The 21,064-nt window shown below is 46.6% G+C and carries 16 protein-coding genes; 11 read left to right on the top strand and 5 right to left on the bottom strand.

Going from position 1 to position 21,064, the window contains the following annotated elements:
- Nucleotides 1–21 precede the first annotated feature (21 nt).
- The 7 genes from glmM to IAE55_RS27765 all read left to right on the top strand — a co-directional run bounded on the left by glmM (nt 22) and on the right by IAE55_RS27765 (nt 11,821).
- The gene (gene glmM, locus IAE55_RS27795) at nt 22–1,362 is read left to right on the top strand and encodes a phosphoglucosamine mutase (protein WP_105445344.1); all 1,341 of its coding nucleotides are present in this window, start codon (nt 22–24) and stop codon (nt 1,360–1,362) included.
- Nucleotides 1,363–1,964: 602 nt separating this feature from the next.
- Nucleotides 1,965–3,797 (top strand): glutamine--fructose-6-phosphate transaminase (isomerizing), encoded by a 1,833-nt coding sequence (gene glmS / locus IAE55_RS27790; protein ID WP_116234366.1) that lies wholly within the window; start codon nt 1,965–1,967, stop codon nt 3,795–3,797.
- An 832-nt stretch (nt 3,798–4,629) separates the two neighbouring features.
- The gene (locus tag IAE55_RS27785; protein ID WP_145165099.1) at nt 4,630–5,529 is read left to right on the top strand and encodes a LysR family transcriptional regulator; all 900 of its coding nucleotides are present in this window, start codon (nt 4,630–4,632) and stop codon (nt 5,527–5,529) included.
- Nucleotides 5,514–6,377 carry a LysR family transcriptional regulator gene (locus tag IAE55_RS27780; protein WP_145165097.1) on the top strand — a complete coding sequence of 288 codons (864 nt, stop codon included), beginning with the start codon at nt 5,514–5,516 and terminating at the stop codon, nt 6,375–6,377. Before IAE55_RS27785 ends, IAE55_RS27780 begins: the two co-directional genes overlap by 16 nt.
- 256 nt (nt 6,378–6,633) lie before the next feature.
- A complete protein-coding gene (locus IAE55_RS27775) occupies nt 6,634–8,331 on the top strand; it encodes an extracellular solute-binding protein (protein WP_442793359.1) in 1,698 nt (565 codons plus the stop codon).
- Between the two features lie 36 nt (nt 8,332–8,367).
- Nucleotides 8,368–10,254, top strand: a complete 1,887-nt coding sequence (locus IAE55_RS27770; protein WP_200634444.1) for a sensor histidine kinase — start codon at nt 8,368–8,370, stop codon at nt 10,252–10,254.
- A gap of 7 nt (nt 10,255–10,261) precedes the next feature.
- Nucleotides 10,262–11,821: a response regulator gene (locus IAE55_RS27765; RefSeq protein WP_200634443.1), complete on the top strand. Its 1,560-nt coding sequence runs from the start codon at nt 10,262–10,264 to the stop codon at nt 11,819–11,821.
- A 91-nt stretch (nt 11,822–11,912) separates the two neighbouring features.
- Here IAE55_RS27765 and IAE55_RS27760 read toward each other — a convergent pair whose 3' ends face one another.
- Together IAE55_RS27760 and IAE55_RS27755 are read right to left on the bottom strand one after the other, a co-directional pair.
- The gene (locus IAE55_RS27760; protein WP_200634442.1) at nt 11,913–12,752 is read right to left on the bottom strand and encodes an alpha/beta fold hydrolase; all 840 of its coding nucleotides are present in this window, start codon (nt 12,750–12,752) and stop codon (nt 11,913–11,915) included.
- Nucleotides 12,753–12,785: 33 nt separating this feature from the next.
- A complete protein-coding gene (locus tag IAE55_RS27755; protein WP_145165089.1) occupies nt 12,786–13,436 on the bottom strand; it encodes a hydrolase in 651 nt (216 codons plus the stop codon).
- Between the two features lie 286 nt (nt 13,437–13,722).
- Here IAE55_RS27755 and IAE55_RS27750 point away from each other — a divergent pair, with 286 nt between their 5' ends.
- Together IAE55_RS27750 and IAE55_RS27745 are read left to right on the top strand one after the other, a co-directional pair.
- On the top strand, nt 13,723–13,908 hold the full coding sequence (locus tag IAE55_RS27750) for a XapX domain-containing protein (protein WP_076176227.1): 186 nt from the start codon (nt 13,723–13,725) through the stop codon (nt 13,906–13,908).
- A gap of 25 nt (nt 13,909–13,933) precedes the next feature.
- On the top strand, nt 13,934–15,766 hold the full coding sequence (locus IAE55_RS27745; protein ID WP_200634441.1) for an amidohydrolase: 1,833 nt from the start codon (nt 13,934–13,936) through the stop codon (nt 15,764–15,766).
- 127 nt (nt 15,767–15,893) lie between these two features.
- Here the strand turns inward: IAE55_RS27745 and IAE55_RS27740 are convergent, their stop codons facing one another.
- On the bottom strand, nt 15,894–17,135 hold the full coding sequence (locus tag IAE55_RS27740) for an MFS transporter (protein WP_200634440.1): 1,242 nt from the start codon (nt 17,133–17,135) through the stop codon (nt 15,894–15,896).
- Complete coding sequence (locus IAE55_RS27735; RefSeq protein WP_145029768.1) at nt 17,128–17,556, bottom strand: hypothetical protein; 429 nt, start codon at nt 17,554–17,556, stop codon at nt 17,128–17,130. Before IAE55_RS27735 ends, IAE55_RS27740 begins: the two co-directional genes overlap by 8 nt.
- A 359-nt stretch (nt 17,557–17,915) precedes the next feature.
- On the opposite strand from IAE55_RS27735, the gene IAE55_RS27730 reads away from it, so the two are divergent.
- Nucleotides 17,916–18,866, top strand: a complete 951-nt coding sequence (locus tag IAE55_RS27730; RefSeq protein WP_200634450.1) for a ring-cleaving dioxygenase — start codon at nt 17,916–17,918, stop codon at nt 18,864–18,866.
- Nucleotides 18,863–19,483 (top strand): alpha/beta hydrolase, encoded by a 621-nt coding sequence (locus IAE55_RS27725; RefSeq protein ID WP_145949889.1) that lies wholly within the window; start codon nt 18,863–18,865, stop codon nt 19,481–19,483. The genes IAE55_RS27730 and IAE55_RS27725 overlap by 4 nt, the downstream gene beginning before the upstream one ends.
- Before the next feature lie 56 nt (nt 19,484–19,539).
- On the opposite strand, the gene katA is transcribed toward IAE55_RS27725, so the two are convergent.
- Nucleotides 19,540–20,997 (bottom strand): catalase KatA, encoded by a 1,458-nt coding sequence (katA, locus tag IAE55_RS27720; RefSeq protein ID WP_325168693.1) that lies wholly within the window; start codon nt 20,995–20,997, stop codon nt 19,540–19,542.
- Nucleotides 20,998–21,064: the final 67 nt, after the last annotated feature.

Below are 21,064 nucleotides of genomic sequence, written 5' to 3'. Positions count from 1 at the left end.
CACTCAAAAAGGAGATCAATTATGGGGAAATATTTTGGGACTGATGGAGTACGCGGTGTTGCCAATAAAGAACTGACGGCCGAAATGGCTTACAGCATTGGACGCTGCGGCGGTTATGTGTTGACCGGGGACGTGGAGAAACCTACGGTTGTCATTGGAATGGATACTCGGATTTCGGGAGTTATGCTGGAATCGGCACTGGTCGCGGGTCTGCTGTCCATCGGGGCGCATGTTATCCGTGTAGGGGTTGTATCTACACCAGCGGTGGCGTATATTACACGGTTATTAAAGGCGGACGCCGGCGTTATGATTTCGGCTTCCCACAATCCGGTCGAAGATAACGGCATTAAGTTCTTCGGCGGGGACGGCTTCAAGCTGTCCGACGAGACCGAACTGAAAATCGAAGAGCTGATGGACGCAGCCGAAGATACGCTTCCGCGTCCGATTGGCAAAGATCTGGGCAATGTTATTGTCGATAATGAATCGAAATATAAATATTTGGAGTATTTGAAAACGACGATTTCCCACAGCTTTGACGGGCTGAAGATCGTACTCGACTGTGCCAACGGCGCCGCTTACGAGCTGGCTCCTAAGCTGTTTGAGGAGCTCGGCGCAGAGGTGGTTACGATCGGCACCGAGCCAAATGGGTTGAACATCAATGACCACTGCGGATCCACCCACCCGGAAAAGCTGAGAGAAGAAGTGCTGAAGGCTAAGGCAGACCTGGGTCTTGCCTTCGATGGCGATGCGGACCGTCTGATCGCGATTGACGATCAGGGCGAGGAAGTTGACGGCGATTTCATCCTCTGTATTTGCGGCGACGCTATGAACAAGCAGGGTAAGCTGAACAACGGCACCATCGTATCGACCGTCATGAGCAACATCGGTTTTTATAAAGCGACCGAGAAGCTGGCGCTGAAAACGGCCAAGACGGCTGTCGGCGACCGTTATGTGATGGAGGAAATGCGTAAAGGCGGCTATAACTTGGGCGGAGAGCAGTCCGGGCATGTTATTTTCCTGGACTACAATACGACCGGTGACGGCATTCTGACCGCGATCCAGCTGGTGGATACGATCCAGGCTTCGGGCAAGAAGCTGAGCGAACTGAGAACGATGATGCGCAAGTACCCTCAGGTGTTGGTAAACGTACGGGTAGAGGACAAGAGCAAGTATGAAGGCAATGCGGCCATTAAGGATGCTATTCAAGCCGTTGAGGGGATCCTTGGGGATAACGGCCGGGTACTGGTTCGTCCTTCCGGCACGGAATCGCTGATCCGCGTCATGGCTGAAGGTCCTAATAAGGAGGACCTGGATCAGTATGTCTCCCAAATCGTCGATGTGGTGAAACGGGAACTAGTATAGCAGGTAAATGTTGGTTTTTTCTATAAAATAAAGCATAAATGCCATAGGCCGGTGAGACTAGAATTGCGGTTTCATCGGCTTTTTTACAGGGTATATAACGGGGACTCCGATTTGGGGCTATCAGCCCGATTGCAAAACGGAGATGACATGAATATAATTAGTAAATGTCATTACGAAACAGAAAGCGAGGGTCGTGAGGTTAGCAACAATAGCGCCAGAACTTGAGCTTGCGCGGGGAAGAATCTGAAGGAGCACGACGCTTCGGATTCACGGCAGCCTCAAGTTGACGAGGTGGAGGTGTTCGAAATGTTCGGCGGGGACCTCCCGGTGATACACCACAGCCGTAAACTCGAAACGGAAAATGAACGGGCGACCGTTCACACAACGTTTCCAGTGGGTGTTAGAAAATAGTGATCATTTTTCATGAGTGTGCGGGCAAGCGCATAAGAGATGCGGCGATGCTAGGATGTACATTCGTGAATGCACCTTGTATAACTGAATACAATGTTCGTTTTCCTGTACATTCCTGAGCTATGCCGCACCTTTATGCTCCCGTACTCTTCTAAAACCCAATTCGAAGAAGTGAACGGAGGATATTAACTATGTGTGGTATTGTCGGATATATTGGTAATAAGGATACGCAAGCGGTATTGATCGAGGGTCTGAAGAAGCTGGAGTACCGCGGGTACGATTCTGCGGGTATTGCCGTGTTCACCAACCAGGGATTGCAAATTGCCAAGGCGCAAGGCCGTTTGGCCAATCTGGAGTCCAAGCTGGAAGGGACACCGCTGGTAGGAAGTGCCGGCATCGGGCATACGCGCTGGGCTACTCATGGCAAGCCATCGGACGTGAACTCTCATCCGCATACGGACAACAGTCATAAATTTTCGGTCGTGCATAACGGCATTGTCGAAAATTATCTGGAGCTGAAGGATGAGCTGATCAGCCAGGGACATCATTTCGTGTCGGAGACCGATACGGAGGTGATTTCCCACCTGATTGCCCGCGAATACGACGGCGATATCGTCAAAGCGGTTCAGAAGGCCATCGGTTATATGCGCGGCGCCTTTGCCCTCGGTGTATTGACCGAGTACGAACCGGATAAACTCGTGGCTGTGCGTCAAGCAAGCCCGCTGATTATCGGGATTGGCGAAGGAGAGAACTTCATCGGATCGGATATTCCGGCAATTCTTCAATATACGCGTAAAGTATATATTTTGAATGACGGTGAGATGGCCGTATTGACGCAGGATTCTGTCGAATTGATGACCATTGAGGGGAATTTTATTTCTCGGGAAATGATTCATGTCGACTGGGATGCAGTGACTGCGGAAAAAGGCGGCTTTGAGCATTTCATGCTGAAAGAGATCCACGAGCAGCCGAAAGCTTATCGCGACACGATGCGCGGACGGATCGACGAGTCGGGTAAAAAGGTAGTTCTGCCGGAGCTGAAGCTGACGGCCGATCAGATCAAAAATATCCGCAACATTCAAATCATTGCCTGCGGTACAGCATACCATGCAGGTCTCGTGGGACGCAGCGCGATTGAATCGCTGGTACGCATTCCGGTAGAGACGGACGTAGCGTCGGAATACCGTTACCGCTCTCCAATCGTAACGCCGGAAACGCTGGTCATCGTCGTCAGCCAATCCGGTGAAACGGCGGATACGCTCGCGGCGATGCGTGAAGCCAAAGCAAACGGCGCACACGTACTGGCCATCACCAACGTGGTGGGCAGCTCGATCGCCCGTGACGCCGACGACGTCATCGTGACGCTGGCCGGCCCGGAAATTGCCGTAGCATCCACTAAGGCGTATACGTCGCAGCTGATCGCGTTCTATCTGCTGGCGCTGTACCTCGCCGAGGTTCGCGGCACGCAGACGCCGGAAGCGGTGGCTCAGATCGTAGCTGCTATGCAGGCTCTGCCGGAGCAGGTGGAAAGCATGCTGGCCAAGCCGGATGCCATTAAAGCATACGCAGAGCATATTTCCAAGCATGAGCACTTATTCTTTATCGGTCGCGGACTGGACTACGCGGTTGCGCAGGAAGGTTCGCTGAAATTGAAAGAAATCTCTTATATTCACTCCGAAGCGTACGCTGCGGGTGAACTGAAGCACGGTACGCTGGCGCTGATCGAGGAAGGCATTCCGGTCATTGCCCTGGCAACCCAGGAAGCCGTTCTGGAGAAAACGGTCAGCAACATCAAGGAAGTGAACGCACGCGGCGCGGACATCATGGCGATTACCCATGAAGAAAATGTCGCAGGTCTGCTGAAGTCAGTAGACCAGGCGTTTGCGATTCCGAAGACGCTGCCGCTGCTGACGCCTGCCCTGTCGGTTGTGCCGCTGCAGCTGCTGTCCTACTACGCATCGCTTGCCAGAGGTAACGACGTCGACAAGCCGCGGAATTTGGCGAAAAGCGTAACGGTGGAATAAGGGGAATAAAGGAATTGTCGACGACGACGACAACACGACGACCGACAACTTCTATCTGGTGACATTAAAGTTAGTGCTAGACATTATTGTTGGAGCCTTTACACCAGTGTTTTGGCAATAGAGTTGGTGTCTCGACATTTTAAGAATATAGCTGAACAAAGCAAAGTTAATGGCTTCGTCCCTGGTTGGGGGCGAAGCCATTAGTTGTTTTTGAGGAGCGGGACAGCTCGCTATATAAGATTTTGCTGATTTAAGTTCAAGGTCCAAGAGCGGCCGATTCGGGCGTAGCTTTTGTGCTATGGTCAACAAAGGTACTAAAAGTAACGGGATGATATTGGTTGTAACTTCTTAACAAAGGAGCCCAGATTAGTAAACTGGGCTCCTTTGTTGTTTCAAGGAAATCAAGGATATAAAAGTTAAAAACACTGTGTTTCGGAGGCTATCTCAGGGCTTAAGTTACCTCTCAGGGGGCTTTTATCGCTTTCGAATGAAATTGTATGCCATTGACACAAATGATCCTCTTAAGAGCCCTAAACTGGGCTTACGCCCAACCTTAGATCTTATTATACCTCCCTGTGTTCCCCCGACGGACCAACCCTAAAATCTAGTAACCTTCACCTGAAATGTAGCGGATATATTACATGATAGTTTCCTTCATATAATGTTTATTACAGAGAAGTTCAGCAATTACCACGATCACTCTCATTACCACCAGCGGATGAGCACTTCATATGGTAAGCAATAAGTAATAGTACTGATCAGCAAGGATGGTGTCTGGAAAATCGCCAGGTTAAGAAACTGAAGAACAAATTAACAAAAGGGGGGATGCATTGTGGAATTGCGTCAGCTAGAATATTTTATTCAAGTTTGCAAATCTGGAAGTTTAACCAAAGCTAAAGAAGAATTAGGTGTGACTCAGCCTACACTAAGTCAGCAAATTCGGGTTTTGGAAGATGAGTATAATATTCAATTGTTCGATCGGGTAAGTAGAGGAGTTGAGGTAACGGAAGCGGGAAAAATTCTCTTGAATAAGGGCAATGCGATTATGAATCTTCTTGAAGAAGCGCGAAATGAAATTGTTGGCCGAATCAACAAATCTAGAGAAACCATTTCTATTGGATGTTGTCCTGCTGAACTTGAATATCTTGCTCCTTACTTCATGAAATTTCATCAAAAGTACCCGAATATTTTATTGAAAATTATCGATGCAGAGGATGTCGAAAATAAGGTTTTGGAGCAAAGGGTGGACATTGGGATCACTGCATATCCAGTTTTGGATACTTCGCTCATTTCGACTCATTTGTATAGACAAGAAATGGCACTATTGATTCACTCAGAACATCCTTTGGCTATTAAATCTTCGATTCCTTTTCGATCTTTGAAGCAAATGAACTCGATCATGTTCCGAGAACAAAACAAATCATTACTTGATATGTATTGTTTCTCTTGTGGGTTTGCCTTGAAGTCGAGCATAGAAACGTCCTCCACTTCAGTATTGATTCACTGGGTTCGTCATGGACTTGGAGCAGCTATTATACCTATATCTTTGCTTGAGAGCCTCAGGGACGATTCTTTGCGTATTGTCAAATTAGAAGGCCATATACCTCGTTGGGATATATCTCTTGTATATCTTAATTCCGTTACGATGAGGCCCATGGCACGTCTATTCATTCAAGAGATGGATTCATATGTAAGAGAGGTTGAGGTGAGTCTTCCATGTTCAGGCAATTAGAATGTTTCATTCAAATCTGCAAAGAAGGAAGCTTTACTAAGGCTGCAGAAGTGTTAATGATTTCTCAACCTACTTTAAGTCAACAGATCCGCTTTCTAGAGGTAGAAGTTGGAACCCCTTTGTTTCAGAGGGTTGGCAGAGGGGTAAAGATCACAGCTGACGGAGAAATACTTTACAAAAAAGCTCTTTCCGTAATGAGGCTTATTGAAGAATCGAAGAAAGAAACTTACGAGTTACGCTATGCTCTGGCAAAAAAAATTTCGATAGGCATTTCGTCCGTTGACTTTTATTATTTAATGCCCCGTTTTTTGAAATTCCATGAACAGTATCCTGACATTACAATAAAATTTGCCAGTACAGAAAATACATCACGGCAATTATTGAATCGTAGTATCGATATTGGCATTGCCGACAAATATGATCCAAACAAAGAAATTCATGCGATGCACCTTTATAAAGAAGAACAAGCATTAGTCGTTTATGCGGATCATCCATGGGCAGATCGAACCTTTATATCTTTTCAAGAGCTAGAAAGTTTAGAATCTTCCTTATTTGTTGGGGATAAAAGTTTAATCGAGCAACTTCATACATTCAGCGAGAAAATCACCAAATCTTTACAATCGAATTTTGAGTCCACTTCGACGGCTATTCTTCTTTCTATGGTACTGCAAAAGTTGGGGGTAGCTATTTTGCCTGCTTCATCAATTGAAACATTTTCTGGCCAGCATCTGAAAATGATTCGTTTCGTAGATCCAACGCCTGTACGTGAGATTAAGCTTATTTTTAAAAAGTATCATCACCATAATCCTTCTGTTCAGAAATGTATCGATTTTTTTCTGGAATCGTAGATAGGGGAACTAAAACATCATAACTAACGAATGCGAGCCTAGACGAAGGAATATTTCCTGTCTTGCTCGCTTATTCGCGTTAGTCGGCATTAGGAAATATCCCAAATATAGTAACCCTGCGTATCATGTTAGACTCTTTCCTTTGCCTGCTATAACCTTTATACTAGCAATAAATTAAGGATTCTGAACGGCAATTGTCTGTTTTTGTGGAAATATATTAAATAATGGGATATTAACGGCCGAAGGGGAATTTTGAATGGACAAAATGCGTAAATCAGCAATGCTGTTACTGGCTCTGATGATGTGTTGGACTTTGGCGTCTTGTTCTGGGAACACTGACACATCGAGCAATGGTACTGCTGATGATACGATTTTCAACGCCAATCTTAAAAAGGCAGATGCTTCTCAAACGAAGCTATCTCCAAATGAGCCCGCCTGGAAGCTGGACACGACACCAATAACGTTTGACTGGTATATCAATTTCGATTGGTTCACCGGTAAGTGGGGGGGCAACGTAGTTTCCGATTATATAACGAAGAAGACGGGTGTCAGTTTGAACTTTATCGTGCCTGCTGGAGACGCCGGGGAGAAGCTCAACACGATGATGTCAGCAAGGTCGCTCCCTGACTTTATCACGCTAGGCTCGTACGAGGATTCCGTGCAGAAGATGATAAATGGAGATATGGTGCTTCCATTAAATGAGCTGGCGGAACAATACGATCCTTATTTTTTAAAAGTCGCTGACCCAGAGAAGCTTAACTGGTACACACAGGCTGACGGGAATGTGTACAGCTACCCGAATGCATCTTCATCCCCTGCGGATTATCAAAAATACGGGAAGCTTTTTACGTCTAATCAGACCTTTGTTGTTCGGAAAGACATGTATGAAGCCCTCGGGGAGCCGGATATGAGCACGCCGGAAGGGTTTCTCGGCGCACTGAAGGCTGCGAAGGAAAAGTTTCCGGAAGTAGACGGCAAGCCGCTCATTCCGATTGGCCTTCATGAATTTACGGAAACCGGCAACTATTCGCTGGAAGACTATCTTCAGAACTTTCTAGCCATTCCGAAGCAGAAAAACGGCAAATTGTACGACCGTCGAAGCGACCCGACCTATTTGAAATGGCTGAAGATGTTTCGCCAAGCGAATGAGGACGGACTGATGCCGACAGATGTCTTTCTTGATGAGAAACGAGTGGAAAAGGACGAAAAAATATCGCAAGGGCGTTATTTTGCCATGCTGTATCAGTGGTCCGATTTTTCAGAGATTAACCAGGCGCTGTATCAAAAGGACCCGAATAAGGTCTATATCGCGATTGACGGTCCGGCGAACGATGCGCATGATGCGCCAACCCTTGCAGGAAACGGCATCTCCGGTTGGACCGTGACGCTCATCTCGAAGAATGTCAAAGATAAGAAGAGGGCCATTGCCTTCCTCAGCTATTTGCTCAGCGAAGAGGGAAACAAGGACCTGTTCTTAGGAGAGAAGGGCGTCACCTACGATACGATTGACGGCAAAGATCAGTTCCTGCCGGAGGTCATGCAGCTGCTTAATACCGACCGCCAAGCGTTCGATAGCAAATATGGCGGTTCTTATATGTACTGGATGCTAATGGATACGAACATGAATCTAGCATGGATGACGGGGATGGATGCCGAGCCTTCCAAACAAATTGCCGATTGGACGAGGGGCAAGACGGTTAGCACAAGCGAGTTCGAAAACCTGGACCCGGACCCGACAACGAAGGAAGGTATTGCGGTAGGCAAAAATACGCGGCTCTGGGCGGAGACGCTGCCGAAGCTGCTGATGTCGAAGTCGGATGCCGAATTCGACCGACTGTTCGCCGAATTCATGAAAGTCACTACCGAGGATCCCGAGTATGAAGCCATCGCAGCAAGCCGCCAGGCGGCCTATGAACGAAATGTACAGAAGCTGAAGTCGTCACTCAATCCGTAGTTCAATAGAGGAAGCAGCAGGATGTGAAAATAGGGGATGGGATTTGCGGCAATTCGTTGGTTATTGGGGATACGTACATTTACGTTTAACCTTTCGCTTCAAGTCAAACTGATTCTGTCATTTGTGTTCGTTATCTTTATACCGGTTGTTTTATTCTCTTGGTATACGCTTAATGAAGAGTCCGCCAAGGCAATGAAGGAATTGTTGGAGAACAATAAGAATGTGCTGGAAGTAGAGAAGATCAACATTGAGAATAACGTAGAGCTGATGGGATGGACCGGTCAGCTTGCGTTATCCAATCGGGAAATGAATAATTATCTGCAAATCGAACAATTTCAGGATACGGCGCAAGTTCTTCATATAAAGAAGGACGTGGTCAACAGCTTTCAATATTTTCTGTTTAACAATCCGCGGATCGCGAATGTCCGTCTATTCACGGATAACCGATATGTGAATGAGATTTGGCCGGTTATCCTGCAGGAGTCGCGTATTCAGAGCAAGCCTTGGCATGATGACGTGATGAAGCAAGGCGGCTTACCCTGGTGGGAGATACAGGAGAACGTCGGCCTCACCGGTATGCCCTCCGAACAAATGCCGAACGAGCCCTTCATGACGTACTTACAGGAATTCAAGTATCCGGACAACGCTACCCATAACGGGATTCTAGAGATATCGATGCAGTTATCCGATTTCTTCTCCCAAACGTTCAGCAGCGTACAGGATAAAAACTCCCAGCTGATCGTAGTCGCAAGGAATGGACAAGTTTTCAGCTTAAAGGATTCGTCCGTGTTCAAGCAGCACGGCGCGGAGGAATTGATAAGCAGCATAAAGCTGACGAGCAATACGGATTACGAGACGGTGCGGTTCAAGGTTAATGGACATTCCTACTTGGCTTTACAGAGCTACATCCCATCGATTGACGTACATCTGGTCAATATGGCTAGCCTTGAGGAAACCATGGAAGGCATTAACCACTCGAAGGTTCGTTATATCGTGCTCGTTTCATTACTGGCGGCATTTCTCGTGCTGCTGTCTTACTCGATGCAAGCGATCATTTTGCGCAGGCTTAAGGCGCTAAGAGAATCGATGCAGCAGGTTAGAAATGGCAACTTCAACGTCAAGCTGCCGCCGATTACCGGTACCGATGAGGTAGGAGAGCTGGGCTTTCATTACCGCAAGCTCATTCTGAAAATTAACGAGCTCATTCAAGACCAGGCAGCTCGGCAGGCGGCAGGCAAAGAAGCTGAGCTTCGGGCGCTGAAGAACCAGATCGATTCCCATTTCCTCTACAATACGCTGGAGAACGTCAAGATGCTGGCGGAGATTGAAGGGCAGTATCTTATATCGGACATCATGACCTCGTTAGGCGGTATGATGCGGTATTCGATGGAATGGAGGCAGGATCACGTGATGCTCAGCGATGAGATCCAGCAGGTCCAGCATTATGTATCCGTCATGAACATCCGTTATGATGGTAGACTCGATCTCCAATTGTCTATTGAACCGGAATGCCTCAAGCAGGAATCGCTTAAAATGTCGCTGCAGCCCGTAGTCGAGAATGCAATCAAGCATGGGATGAGCCGCATGCATTCCAAGGACGGAAATCTTCTCATTACGATCTCTGCCGTCCGACGTGATCAAGCTTGTGTCATAGAGATTACGGATAGCGGCCGCGGTATACCGTATGAAACGCTGGGCTTGTTGAATCAAATGTTGCGAATGGAAGAGCATGCTTATCAGGAGGTCCGGCAATTATTCGTTCGTAAGGAGAACGAGGACGGTAATGGAATCGGTCTGCGTAATGTGGACCAACGTTTAGTGATGAGCTATGGGGTGGAATATGGGATTCGGATCGAAAGTCAGGAAGGAAGCTATACACGCATAATCATGACTTTGCCGTACCGGGTCATGGGAGGGGGATAGGACATCTATGATTAGCTTGCTGATCGTCGACGACGAGAAGATCATTCGGAGGGGCTTGCAATCAGTCATTGAGAGGCAGTTCCCTGATCTGTTTAATTATCGATTTGCCGAGAATGGAGAAGAGGCGCTGGAGCTGCTGCGCCAGGAGCCTGCGGATATTATGTTTACAGATATCCGAATGCCCATTATGGATGGGATCGAACTGCTTGACCAACTGCAAGACCATCCGGTTAAACCCGAGGTTGTATTGCTGTCTGGCTATAATGACTTCGTATACGCGCAGAAAGGGATCCGCTTTGCCGTAAAGGATTATCTCGTAAAGCCTGTGATTCGGGAGGAGCTGTTCGCCGTCCTGGAACGATTAATGCTGGATATAAAGAAAAGAGAAGAGCGAGCAGACAAGGCGGGCGAAGATGCCAGCCTTTTTGCTGCCGAGCTGGTTACCCTGCATTTAACCCAGAAGGATGTGGATGATGCGATCACACCGAACAAGCTGAATCAGGCCGGCTTAAGCTGGTTGGATGCAGGATATACACTGGGCTTGGTTACGCAACGTGGTGGAAGATCACAGGCAAGCAGTACGGATGCAGCTTCTTTCAGGAATCAAATCGCTGAGCTGTTACAAGGGCATATGAATTGGATGCTGACGCGTGATGGAAAAGGCGGAACGATTATGATAGCAAGCGATCCTGGTATGTTCTACCGGTTGGCGGAACAGTGGGGGTTAAGTGAGTATGAGACACAGCTGCGAATTGCGATTAGTGATTCCGTTCAAGGGATTGAGCAGATAAGGTGGGCATACAGTCAGGCGAAGCAAACTATGAAATACGGGATTCTGCTTCCAGATCTCGATGTGCTGGATTACACCGGCATAAGTGATCGCAATGAGCGGTATGTCGTCCCTATGGAGTTGATTCAACGAATATTGAATCTCCTTGGAATGGGACGCGGGGATGAAATCAAACAACTTCTGGATCAAATCCTCGATGTTCGTATCATTAGCAGCAGTGAAATCGGATATCTGGAACGTATTAGTCAGCTGCTGAACGAGGAGCTGTTCGATAAGTTGTTCCGCATCTACGGGCTTAAGGTATTCGGTCTATTAATGAAGTACGCTCCTGTTGGTCACATCGGAAATTTCGACCGATTTGAAGATTATTACAAATCTGTCGAACAGCTTCTTGATCGTCTGGATCGGTTCATCCAAGATCGGAAAGAGCAGGTGCCAACGGAACAAAATACGATACAAAAAGTACTCACCTACTTGCAGACGCATTATGCAGACAATTTAAACATGGCGGTGGTGTCCAACCATTTCTCACTCAATTACTCGTATTTCAGCCAAGCCTTCCAAGAATTTACCGGTGAGAGCTTCTCGAACTATGTTCGCCGGTTAAGGCTGGATAAGGCGAAGGAACTTCTGGTGCACTCCGATTTGAAGGTGTACGAAATCAGCGATCAGGTTGGATTCGAAAATGTGAAGCATTTTACGAGAATATTCAAGGATACCGAAGGCATCACAGCGCTGGAATTTCGAAGCCAGAGGAGACGGTTTGAAACCGAGTGATGAGAAAAGACTAAAACACAAATGACCCATAAGAGGGTCATTTTTTTTGTGAAAAAGCATCCTCTCATGGGTCACAGTTCACACCTTTCAATCATTTAGCATTCAGAAAGTTAATTAAAGCTGTATTGAATTCTTCAGGGTGAGTCGCGTTTAGACCATGAGGTCCACCTTCGATGACGACGAGTTGACTACCTGGAACCGCTTCGTGGGAAAGTTGACCGCTGACTTCAAGCGACACAATTGCATCGGAATCCCCATGGATGACAAGCAATGGGATATTAAATTTTGCCAAATCGCCCCGGAAATCCGTCCGACCGAAAGCCTCAACACAATCCAGCGTCCCCTTTGGCGAAGCAGAAGAAGCAATTTCAAGGTTGTAATGGCGGAAAGACTCGCTAACCAGATCGGTTCGATCCCCTGCTTTAAAGAAATTGTGAGTGAAGTCGTCAAGGAAGGCGACACGGTCTTTTTTCAAACCGTCTAGGAAGCCTTGAATCGTGGCTTCATCCAGACCACCTTCCGGATGCTCGGCAGATTTGTAAAAGAACGGTGGAACCGCAGCGGCCAGCACGGCTTTTTTGACACGGCTTGTTCCGTATGTACCGATGTAACGGGCTACCTCTCCGCCACCCATCGAGAATCCGACCAGCGTTACATCCTTAAGGTCCAGCTGTTCGATTAGCTTATGAAGATCCGCTGCAAACGTATCATAGTCATATCCGTTCCACGGTTGGGAGGATTGCCCGAATCCACGGCGGTCATAGGTAATCACGCGGTAACCTGCATTGATGAGCGCTGGAACTTGATTCTCCCAAGAGCGTCCGCTCAGTGGCCAACCATGAATCAAAATGACAGGTTTGCCTGTGCCAACATCCTCAAAATTCAACTGAATGGGGTGCCCATTTTCTTCTCCGACTAATAATTTTGGCATGTTTCATTCTCCTCTGATTTTTATTGATAGTTATTAATTTTGGCTTCCGCCCTCGTGGCCGCCAAACATCGTTTGGGCATAAACAATACCCGCGCCATAAGCACCGGTGTGCTCCTTAGCAATCGACATCACGGCGTCATAGGTTTCCTGGCGAGCCCAATCGCGTTGGTACTCAAGCATAACAGAAACCCAGGTAACCGGGATGGCTCCTGCTTGGATCATGCGTTGAACGGCCATGTTATGCGCTTCCGTAGTCGTCCCGCCTGAAGCATCCGTTACGATGTATACTTCGTATCCGTCTTTAATAGCTCCAATAACAGGAAAGGCAAGGCAAACCTCCGTCCAGAGCGCTGCCATCACCAGCTTTTTGCGGCCTGTTTTCTTCACGGCTTGTACCAGGTTTTCATCTTCCCAAGAGTTCATTGTTGTACGGTCGATCGGTACCTGATCTGGAAATACCTCTTGAATTTGCGGATGAATCGGGCCTGAGAATGATTCTGCAGCCACCGTTGTAAGAATGGTGGGCACATTAAAGACTTTCCCGGTTTTGGCCAATCCAACCGTGTTGTTAATGATGGTTTGACGATCCGCGCTTTGAACTCCAAAGATCATTTGAGGCTGATGATCAATAAGAATAATTGCAGAGTTTTCAGCCGTAAGTAAATCAGTCTTGTCATTAAACATACGAGGATCCTACCTCCTAGATATTGGTTGCAGCAGGGCCCGAGACATTGGAATGCTGCATGTATTCAGTCTATGGAAATACCAATGTGCAAACAATCTACAGTTTTCTATATTTTTCATAGGAAAATCCTATATACTTCGAAAGTTCTATAAAGAATATACATAAGCAATTCCTATGGCTGTTATAGAAAAAGCCATATTGTTAGTGAAAATGTCGACTTTTAGACTTATGAATAAAGGCAGTCTAGCAAGAACATCACAATTCGTATTAAAGGAGGTATTGACTATGAGCACAGGTTCTATAGGTTCTATGGCCTTAGCCCTTGCCGCAGGTATTGTCATTGGCGTTGTTTTTCAATCGCTTAAGATCCCGTCGCCAGCACCGCCTTTTTTGGGACTGCTCGGTCTCGCAGGTATGTTTGTAGGCCAGCGGCTGATCCCCTGGATCCAGCAATGGCTAAACCACAAATAATGCAATCTAAAAGGAGAGCGGAATCATGTCTAGAAAAACGATAGATGTTGAGGCCAGTCTAGTCATTCACAATGCCAGCATCGTAACGATGGACGATGTAAATCCTACCGCATCGGCAGTTGCCGTTAAGGACGGCCAGTTCCTGGCTGTGGGTGATGATGCCGAAATCATGAAATATGTCGGATCCTCCACGCAGGTTGTCAACGCCAACAAACGAATGTTGATACCGGGCTTGAACGATTCGCATATTCATCTCATTCGAGGCGGTCTCAACTATAACCTCGAACTTCGCTGGGATGGGGTGCCATCGGTAGCGGATGCATTGCGGATGCTGAAAAAGCAGGTTGATCGTACGCCAGCACCTCATTGGGTCCGTGTTGTAGGCGGATGGACGGAGTTCCAATTCATCGAACGCCGGATGCCAACTCTGGATGAAATCAATCGAATTGCTCCGGAAACCCCCGTTTTTATCCTTAATCTTTATCGTCAAGCTTTTTTGAACAAAGCTGCCTTACGAGTAATAGGGTATACGAAGGATACGCCTAATCCGCCAGGCGGAGAAATCCAAAGGGACAGCCGGGGTAATCCAACAGGAATGCTCATCGCCAGGCCTAATGCAACGATTTTGTACGCTACCTTAGCTAAAGGGCCAAAGCTTTCATATGAGGACCAAATGAATTCAACCCGACTCTTTATGAGGGAATTGAATCGATTTGGAGTGACAAGCGTTATCGACGCTGGAGGGGGCTTTCAGAACTATCCCGATGACTATCAGGTGTTTGAGGAACTGGATAGACGTGGAGAAATTACGGTTCGCACGGCGTATAATTTATTCACTCAGCATCCCAAGAATGAATTAAACGATTTTAAAGCATGGACCGCTTCATCGCAGCCGTACACGGGCAGTTCTTATTATCGTCATAACGGTGCAGGTGAAATGCTTGTTTACAGCGCAGCAGACTTTGAGGATTTTGTTGAGCCTCGTCCGGAGCTTCCTGCTGTACTGGTAGATGAGCTCTTCGAAGTTACCCAACATCTCGTTCAACAACGTTGGCCGTTTCGTCTTCATGCCACTTATGGAGAATCCATAACACGTTTTCTTGATGTGTTTGAAAGAGTAAACAAAGAGGTGCCGTTCAAGGACTTACGCTGGATTCTAGATCATGCCGAAACGATTCATGAGAAGGATTTGGAGCGGGTCGTCGAATTAGGAGGTTCGATCGCGGTTCAAAGCCGAATGGCTTTCCAGGGGGAATATTTTGTCGAAAGATATGGGGCAAAAGCAGCGGAGAATGCTCCTCCGATAACCAAGATGATGAAGTCCGGATTGCGCGTTGGTGTGGGAACGGATGCCACCAGAGTAGCAAGCTATAATCCTTGGGTGGCCTTATATTGGCTAGTGACGGGCAAAACACTGGGAGGATTAAGCCTGTATCCTGCTTCTAATCGTGTAGAGAGACACCAAGCGCTTCGGATGTATACGACGGGTAATGCATGGTTTTCAAAGGAAGAAGATGTGAAAGGGCAGATCAAACCGGGTCAATATGCTGATTTTACGATCCTTTCCGATAATTTCTTTCATGTCTCGGAAGAAGCAATTAAAAAAATTGAATCTGTCTTTACAGTCGTAGGTGGTAAGATTGTCTACGGTACCAGCGAATTTCAGTCTTTGTCGCCTCCAGCTCCCAAAGCCAGCCCAGACTGGTCTCCGCATAATTTCTTTGGCGGCTATTACAAGGGTCCGGAATATGGAGGTGGTGGATCAGGTGCCCATACGCCTAAACAGGTCCATCTTCATCATAAGTGTAACCATCATCACGGCAGCGGTTTCTGCGACTTGGATTGCTTTGTCTTCTAAAAGTGAATAAATCTAAGGCGATCCTAGGTCAGACAAAAGGTACAGTCCCCTCATTGAAAATGGGGGACTGTACCTTTTTATTTAGAAGATTTTATCAGCGGCCCCAATCAAAACAGGAGTCATCTTCCTAATGATAATGCTCAACGTTAGTTTGATTGGGCGGATTGATTGGGGTGGTGGTGGTTTCCTTTTTCTCTAAGCGAATGAAGAATGGGACAATCGTGCTTAGCAGCAGTAATCCGGCCAACACCTCGAAAGTGAACACATGACCTTTGATGCCGGTCAGATAAACCGAGACGATGGGGCCAAGTGAGGCTCCGATAAATAGCATAAACATGTGGAAGGAAAGAGCGCTAGCTCTTAACTCTCCAGCTAAAGTGCCTATTAGAGACAACAAGGCGGGAAGAGCCATAGCTATGCCAGCTGCAAAAACAATACTCGCCAAGATTAAAAACGCAAGGTTCTCCCAGACGCCTACAAGACCTAGGCCAATACCGGCCAAGATCAGACCGCAACATAGTACATTTTTTACGCCAAACCTAGCAACGAGCCTTCCATCAAACGGGGAAACGAGCATGCCGATGATACCGGCTGCGCGAACCCATAAGATTTCCTGGTGGCTCAGACTGAAGGGAGCGCTGCTTAGATAACTTCCAAGCGTAGAGAAAAAACCGACAAGTGCAATAAAGAGAGTTGAGGAAATGATGTAACAGAAGGGCAGGCTTTTTTTCTTGAAAATACCGCCAATGCGCTTTAACGGAGAAAAGAAATTGCCCTCCGGCTTCTGGATGATATCTTTGGGTATGCATAAGGTAATCAGAAAAAACGAAATAAAATACACGATGCCAAGGATGTAAAATACATATCTCCAGCTTAGTTCCAATACGACGGTGCTGCTATAGATCTGTCCAACGATACTGGCCATCAAAAAGGCGGTGCTTATAAATCCGAGGATCGTTACCCTTTTTTTCGTTGGGAACATCTCTATTGCGTAGGCTAACACAGAAGGAGGAAACATGGATGCTGCCAATCCTTGGATAACCCTTAGCACAATAAGCCACTGAAACTCATGGACCGTTCCAATAAAAGGGGTTGATACCGCGAGCAAGCATAATCCGGATATCATCATTCTTTTCCGTCCGTAGCGGTCGGAAAGCCCCCCGAACAGGAGTCCTCCGCCGGCAAAAGCAAATGAAAAGGCGCTTCCTGCCCAAGCTGCTTTGGAAGATGAAATCTGGAATACGTCCTCAAATAAGGGAAACAAGGGGATCGTTAAATATAGGGATGAGACGACAATTAATGAGCACCAGAATAGAATCAGGGTCGTAAGGTTATAACGTGGTGCCGCTTGCTTTGCTGGATTAATCAATCGTGATTCCCCTTTCTTCTGCAGGCGTCCCTTTTGTTACAGCTACATTGGTTTCCTTCACATTTAAAAACACGTTGACAGCAAAAACAAGAATGCCGCTTCCGGCAACGGATTCACCTATACGTTTAATCGTTGATAACCATTCTTGATCATAGCCGTTTGCAATAAAGCACAGCGAGATCAGCATGATTGGCAAACCTGTGCCCTGCAACCAGAAGTGCCAATGAGCCAGACGGGACGCTGCGGCTTTGGGAAAACGCAGATAAGTAAATCCGCAAAGGGCTAAAGTTGCCCATCCGAAAAGGTTGGTGTGGGCATGAACGCTAGTCAGTGCAAAATTCAATGTTGCACCCATGTAGATTCCAATGCCAATACCGAGAACAATATAAATAACAGCCATTTTTAAAAAACGTACTCCCATCCAAACTCTCCTTTGTATTTTACGAGATTCATTCTCCAGTCAAGGAGTTCTATAGATATTGAATTCCAAGAACCAGATATGTAACACAATCGTATAAACGGATGTTCGCACGATCAATATCGATATTTCTATGTCTCATATAGCTTTTTCTTATAATTATCGTAACAGCCTGGGAAAATCCTCGCCTTTTGCAATATAGGTTTTTCGTACAAAAGATATAGTGAATTCGCTATGCAAGTATAGAAATAATGGAATGGTTCGCTGCTGCTCTTTTCTCTATGATTTGAATCAGGAGTACTTTTCAATTATTAGCAGGATCGAAAAAAACTAACAGAAGGAGTCTGGGAAGGATGGGGAATATCATAAAGAAAACGGCAGGCATCCATCATATTACTTGTTTGGTGAAGGACGCGCAGAGAAATGTAGATTTTTATGCTGGAGTTCTAGGTCTTCGTCTTGTGAAAAAAACAATTAACTTTGACGCACCCGAGGTATACCATTTGTACTTCGGCAATGAAAAAGGCAGCCCCGGAACGATAATGACGTTCTTCCCGCACGAACTTTCCCGCAAGGGTCGCATAGGAGGAGGACAAGTAGGTACAACAACGTACGTAGTACCCATAGGCGCAATTGATTTTTGGAAAGCACGCCTCACGGCGTTCGAAATTTCCTTCACGGAAAGCACCCGTTTTTCTGAAAACTATATCAAATTTTTAGATCTTGACGGTCTGCAGTTAGAAATTGTTGAACGGGAAGACGGAGCGCTCAATACATGGTCATTCGGAGGTATCCCGGCGGATAAGGCGATCAAAGGATTTGGGGGCGCCGTGCTATACAGCGTAGCATCCACCAAGACCATGCAGGTACTTGAGGACGTTTTAGGTCTTGAAAGGGTAGGGCAGGATGGCGACTTTATTCGCTATAAGGCTGAAGGGGACATCGGCAACCTCATTGATGTGAATGCGGAGCCCATGGAATGGGGGATCCCAGGTAGCGGCACCGTTCACCATATCGCGTGGCGAGCCAAGGATTTTGAAGACCATGATGCCTGGAGAAGCCATGTGGAAAGCAGCGGTTTACAGCCTACACCGATTATTGACCGACAGTATTTTCATGCGATCTATTTTCGTGAACAAGGCGGCATTTTGTTTGAAATTGCGACAGATCCGCCAGGTTTCGCAAATGATGAGCCTGAGGATCATCTGGGCGAGGTATTAATGTTGCCGTCATGGTTTGAAGACAGCCGTGCTGAAATTGAAAAGAACCTGCCCCCTATTCAAGTGCGCGAATTGGAGTCAATCAAGCAATGAAACACTTATATCGGAAAGGTTCAAAATCAAGTTCGGTGACATTTCTCTTATTGCACGGTACGGGTGGAACGGAATACGATTTATTGCCGGTTGCTCGTCGAATCTCTTCGGTCTCGAATGTCCTTAGTGTTCGGGGAGAGGTGCAGGAGAATGGAAAGCCCAGATTTTTCAGGAGGTTGGCTGAGGGCGTCTTTGATGAGGAGGACCTTTTATTTCGAACTGAAGAACTGAACGGATTTATCGATCAAGCAGCGAACCGATATGAGTTCGACCGCCAGAATGTAGTGGCGATCGGTTATTCTAATGGAGCAAATATTGCAGGAAGCCTAATGTTCCATTGCAAGAACTCATTAAAAGGCGCGATATTATTCCATCCCATGGTTCCTCGTCGCGGTGTATTACTCCCTGATTTATCGCAAACACCCATATTTATTGGTGCTGGAACGAATGATTTTATCTCCCCTGCGTCTGAGACCGAAGAATTGCTAGCACGATTGGAAGGCGCAGGTGCTTCCGTCGAAGTCCACTGGGAACATGCAGGTCATCAGTTAACTTTCACCGAAATCGACGAAGCAGCCAATTGGTACAAAGAGCATTTCCCTTCGCATAACATTTGATAACGTAAAAAGAGCAGTTACACAGGCTATGATTAGCTGTGATAACTGCTTTTTGTTTAATAGGATAAAGTCTCCATATCTCTTAAACCAAGCCCCGTAGCAACCGCGTTTCCCCATTCAGGATCGGCTTTATAAAAATGGGCGATTTGACGAAGTTTTATTTCATCCTTTTCAACCGGTTTCATGGCATTCACAATATTATTTACCAAGCGCCCGCGTTCTTCTGCACTAAGTAACCGATACAAGTCACCAGGTTGAGTGTAATGGTCATGATGGTCATAAGGGACACTGTCGGCTGAACTGGATACCTCAAACGTAGCTGTCTTGTATGCTGCAGATTCAGTCACCCCGTTGTAACTATTCGGTTCATAATACATTGAACTTCCTCCGTTGCGATCATAACGCATTTGACCGTCACGCTGGTTATTATTCACTTCGATAACGGGTTTATTAATAGGAAGCGTGTTATGATTTGTTCCAACCCGATAGCGGTGTGCATCGGCATAGGCGAATAAACGGCCTTGAAGCATCTTATCCGGAGAAGCTTCAATACCGGGTACTAAGGCTCCAGGAGAGAAAGTTGCTTGTTCGACTTCAGCGAAATAATTCTGCGGATTACGATCGAGGACCATACGTCCAACCTCGATAAGAGGGTAGTCTTTTTGCGACCACACTTTTGTGACATCGAATGGATCGAATCGATAAGTATTTGCATCTTCAAGCGGCATGATTTGAACATACAACTTCCACGCGGGGAAGTCTCCCTTTTCTATAGCATGAAACAAATCCTCAATGTGATAATCCGGATTTTCGCCGGCCAGTTTAGCAGCTAGTTCGACATCCAGATTTTTAACACCCTGTTCTGTTTTGAAATGATATTTTACCCAAACTCCTTGTCCATCTGCATTGACCCACTTAAACGTATGGCTTCCATAACCATGCATATGACGTAAAGTAGCAGGGATACCGCGATCAGACATCAAGATGGATACTTGATGTAAGGACTCGGGAGACAATGACCAGAAATCCCATACTGCGTTTGGATTTTTAAGGTGGGTTTGAGGATGCCGTTTCTGAGTATGGATGAAATCCGGGAATTTAATGGCATCTCTTATGAAGAAGACAGGCGTGTTATTTCCTACTAAGTCATAGTTCCCTTCTGCGGTGTAAAACTTGACGGCAAATCCACGAGGGTCACGCACGGTATCTGCAGAGCCAAGTTCGCCTGCAACCGTCGAGAAGCGGATGAACAAGGGCGTGCGTTTACCAACCTCGGATAAAAAGTCGGCTTTGGTATATGAGGACACATCGTGGGTTACTTCAAAATATCCGTGCGCACCGGCACCTTTGGCATGAACAACTCGCTCAGGGACACGTTCACGATTGAAATGGGCCAGCTTTTCAAGAAGATGGACATCTTGAATGAGCGTTGGACCTCGAGAGCCGGCAGTCATAGAATTCTGGTTATCTCCAACCGGGGCTCCCCAACTTGTCGTTAATTGGCCATGCTTGATTTCCAATTTAAATACCCCCAATATGTAAAATTAGTACATTAGAAACATCTTATTATCCATTTTGTAT

This window comes from Paenibacillus sp. S28, from assembly GCF_016624415.1.
Taxonomy (GTDB): domain Bacteria; phylum Bacillota; class Bacilli; order Paenibacillales; family Paenibacillaceae; genus Paenibacillus_AQ; species Paenibacillus_AQ favisporus.
This window is presented reverse-complemented; position numbering and strand designations above follow the sequence as displayed.

Bases quoted from the DNA above. Each gene is read 5' to 3' on its own strand.
- IAE55_RS27735 (WP_145029768.1), bottom strand. From the start codon at position 17,556: ATGGGAGTACGTTTTTTAAAAATGGCTGTTATTTATATTGTTCTCGGT.
- IAE55_RS27755 (WP_145165089.1), bottom strand. From the start codon at position 13,436: ATGTTTAATGACAAGACTGATTTACTTACGGCTGAAAACTCTGCAATT.
- IAE55_RS27725 (WP_145949889.1), top strand. From the start codon at position 18,863: ATGAAACACTTATATCGGAAAGGTTCAAAATCAAGTTCGGTGACATTT.
- IAE55_RS27765 (WP_200634443.1), top strand. From the start codon at position 10,262: ATGATTAGCTTGCTGATCGTCGACGACGAGAAGATCATTCGGAGGGGC.
- IAE55_RS27745 (WP_200634441.1), top strand. From the start codon at position 13,934: ATGTCTAGAAAAACGATAGATGTTGAGGCCAGTCTAGTCATTCACAAT.
- IAE55_RS27780 (WP_145165097.1), top strand. From the start codon at position 5,514: ATGTTCAGGCAATTAGAATGTTTCATTCAAATCTGCAAAGAAGGAAGC.
- glmM (WP_105445344.1), top strand. From the start codon at position 22: ATGGGGAAATATTTTGGGACTGATGGAGTACGCGGTGTTGCCAATAAA.
- IAE55_RS27760 (WP_200634442.1), bottom strand. From the start codon at position 12,752: ATGCCAAAATTATTAGTCGGAGAAGAAAATGGGCACCCCATTCAGTTG.
- IAE55_RS27775 (WP_442793359.1), top strand. From the start codon at position 6,634: ATGGACAAAATGCGTAAATCAGCAATGCTGTTACTGGCTCTGATGATG.
- IAE55_RS27770 (WP_200634444.1), top strand. From the start codon at position 8,368: ATGGGATTTGCGGCAATTCGTTGGTTATTGGGGATACGTACATTTACG.
- glmS (WP_116234366.1), top strand. From the start codon at position 1,965: ATGTGTGGTATTGTCGGATATATTGGTAATAAGGATACGCAAGCGGTA.
- IAE55_RS27750 (WP_076176227.1), top strand. From the start codon at position 13,723: ATGAGCACAGGTTCTATAGGTTCTATGGCCTTAGCCCTTGCCGCAGGT.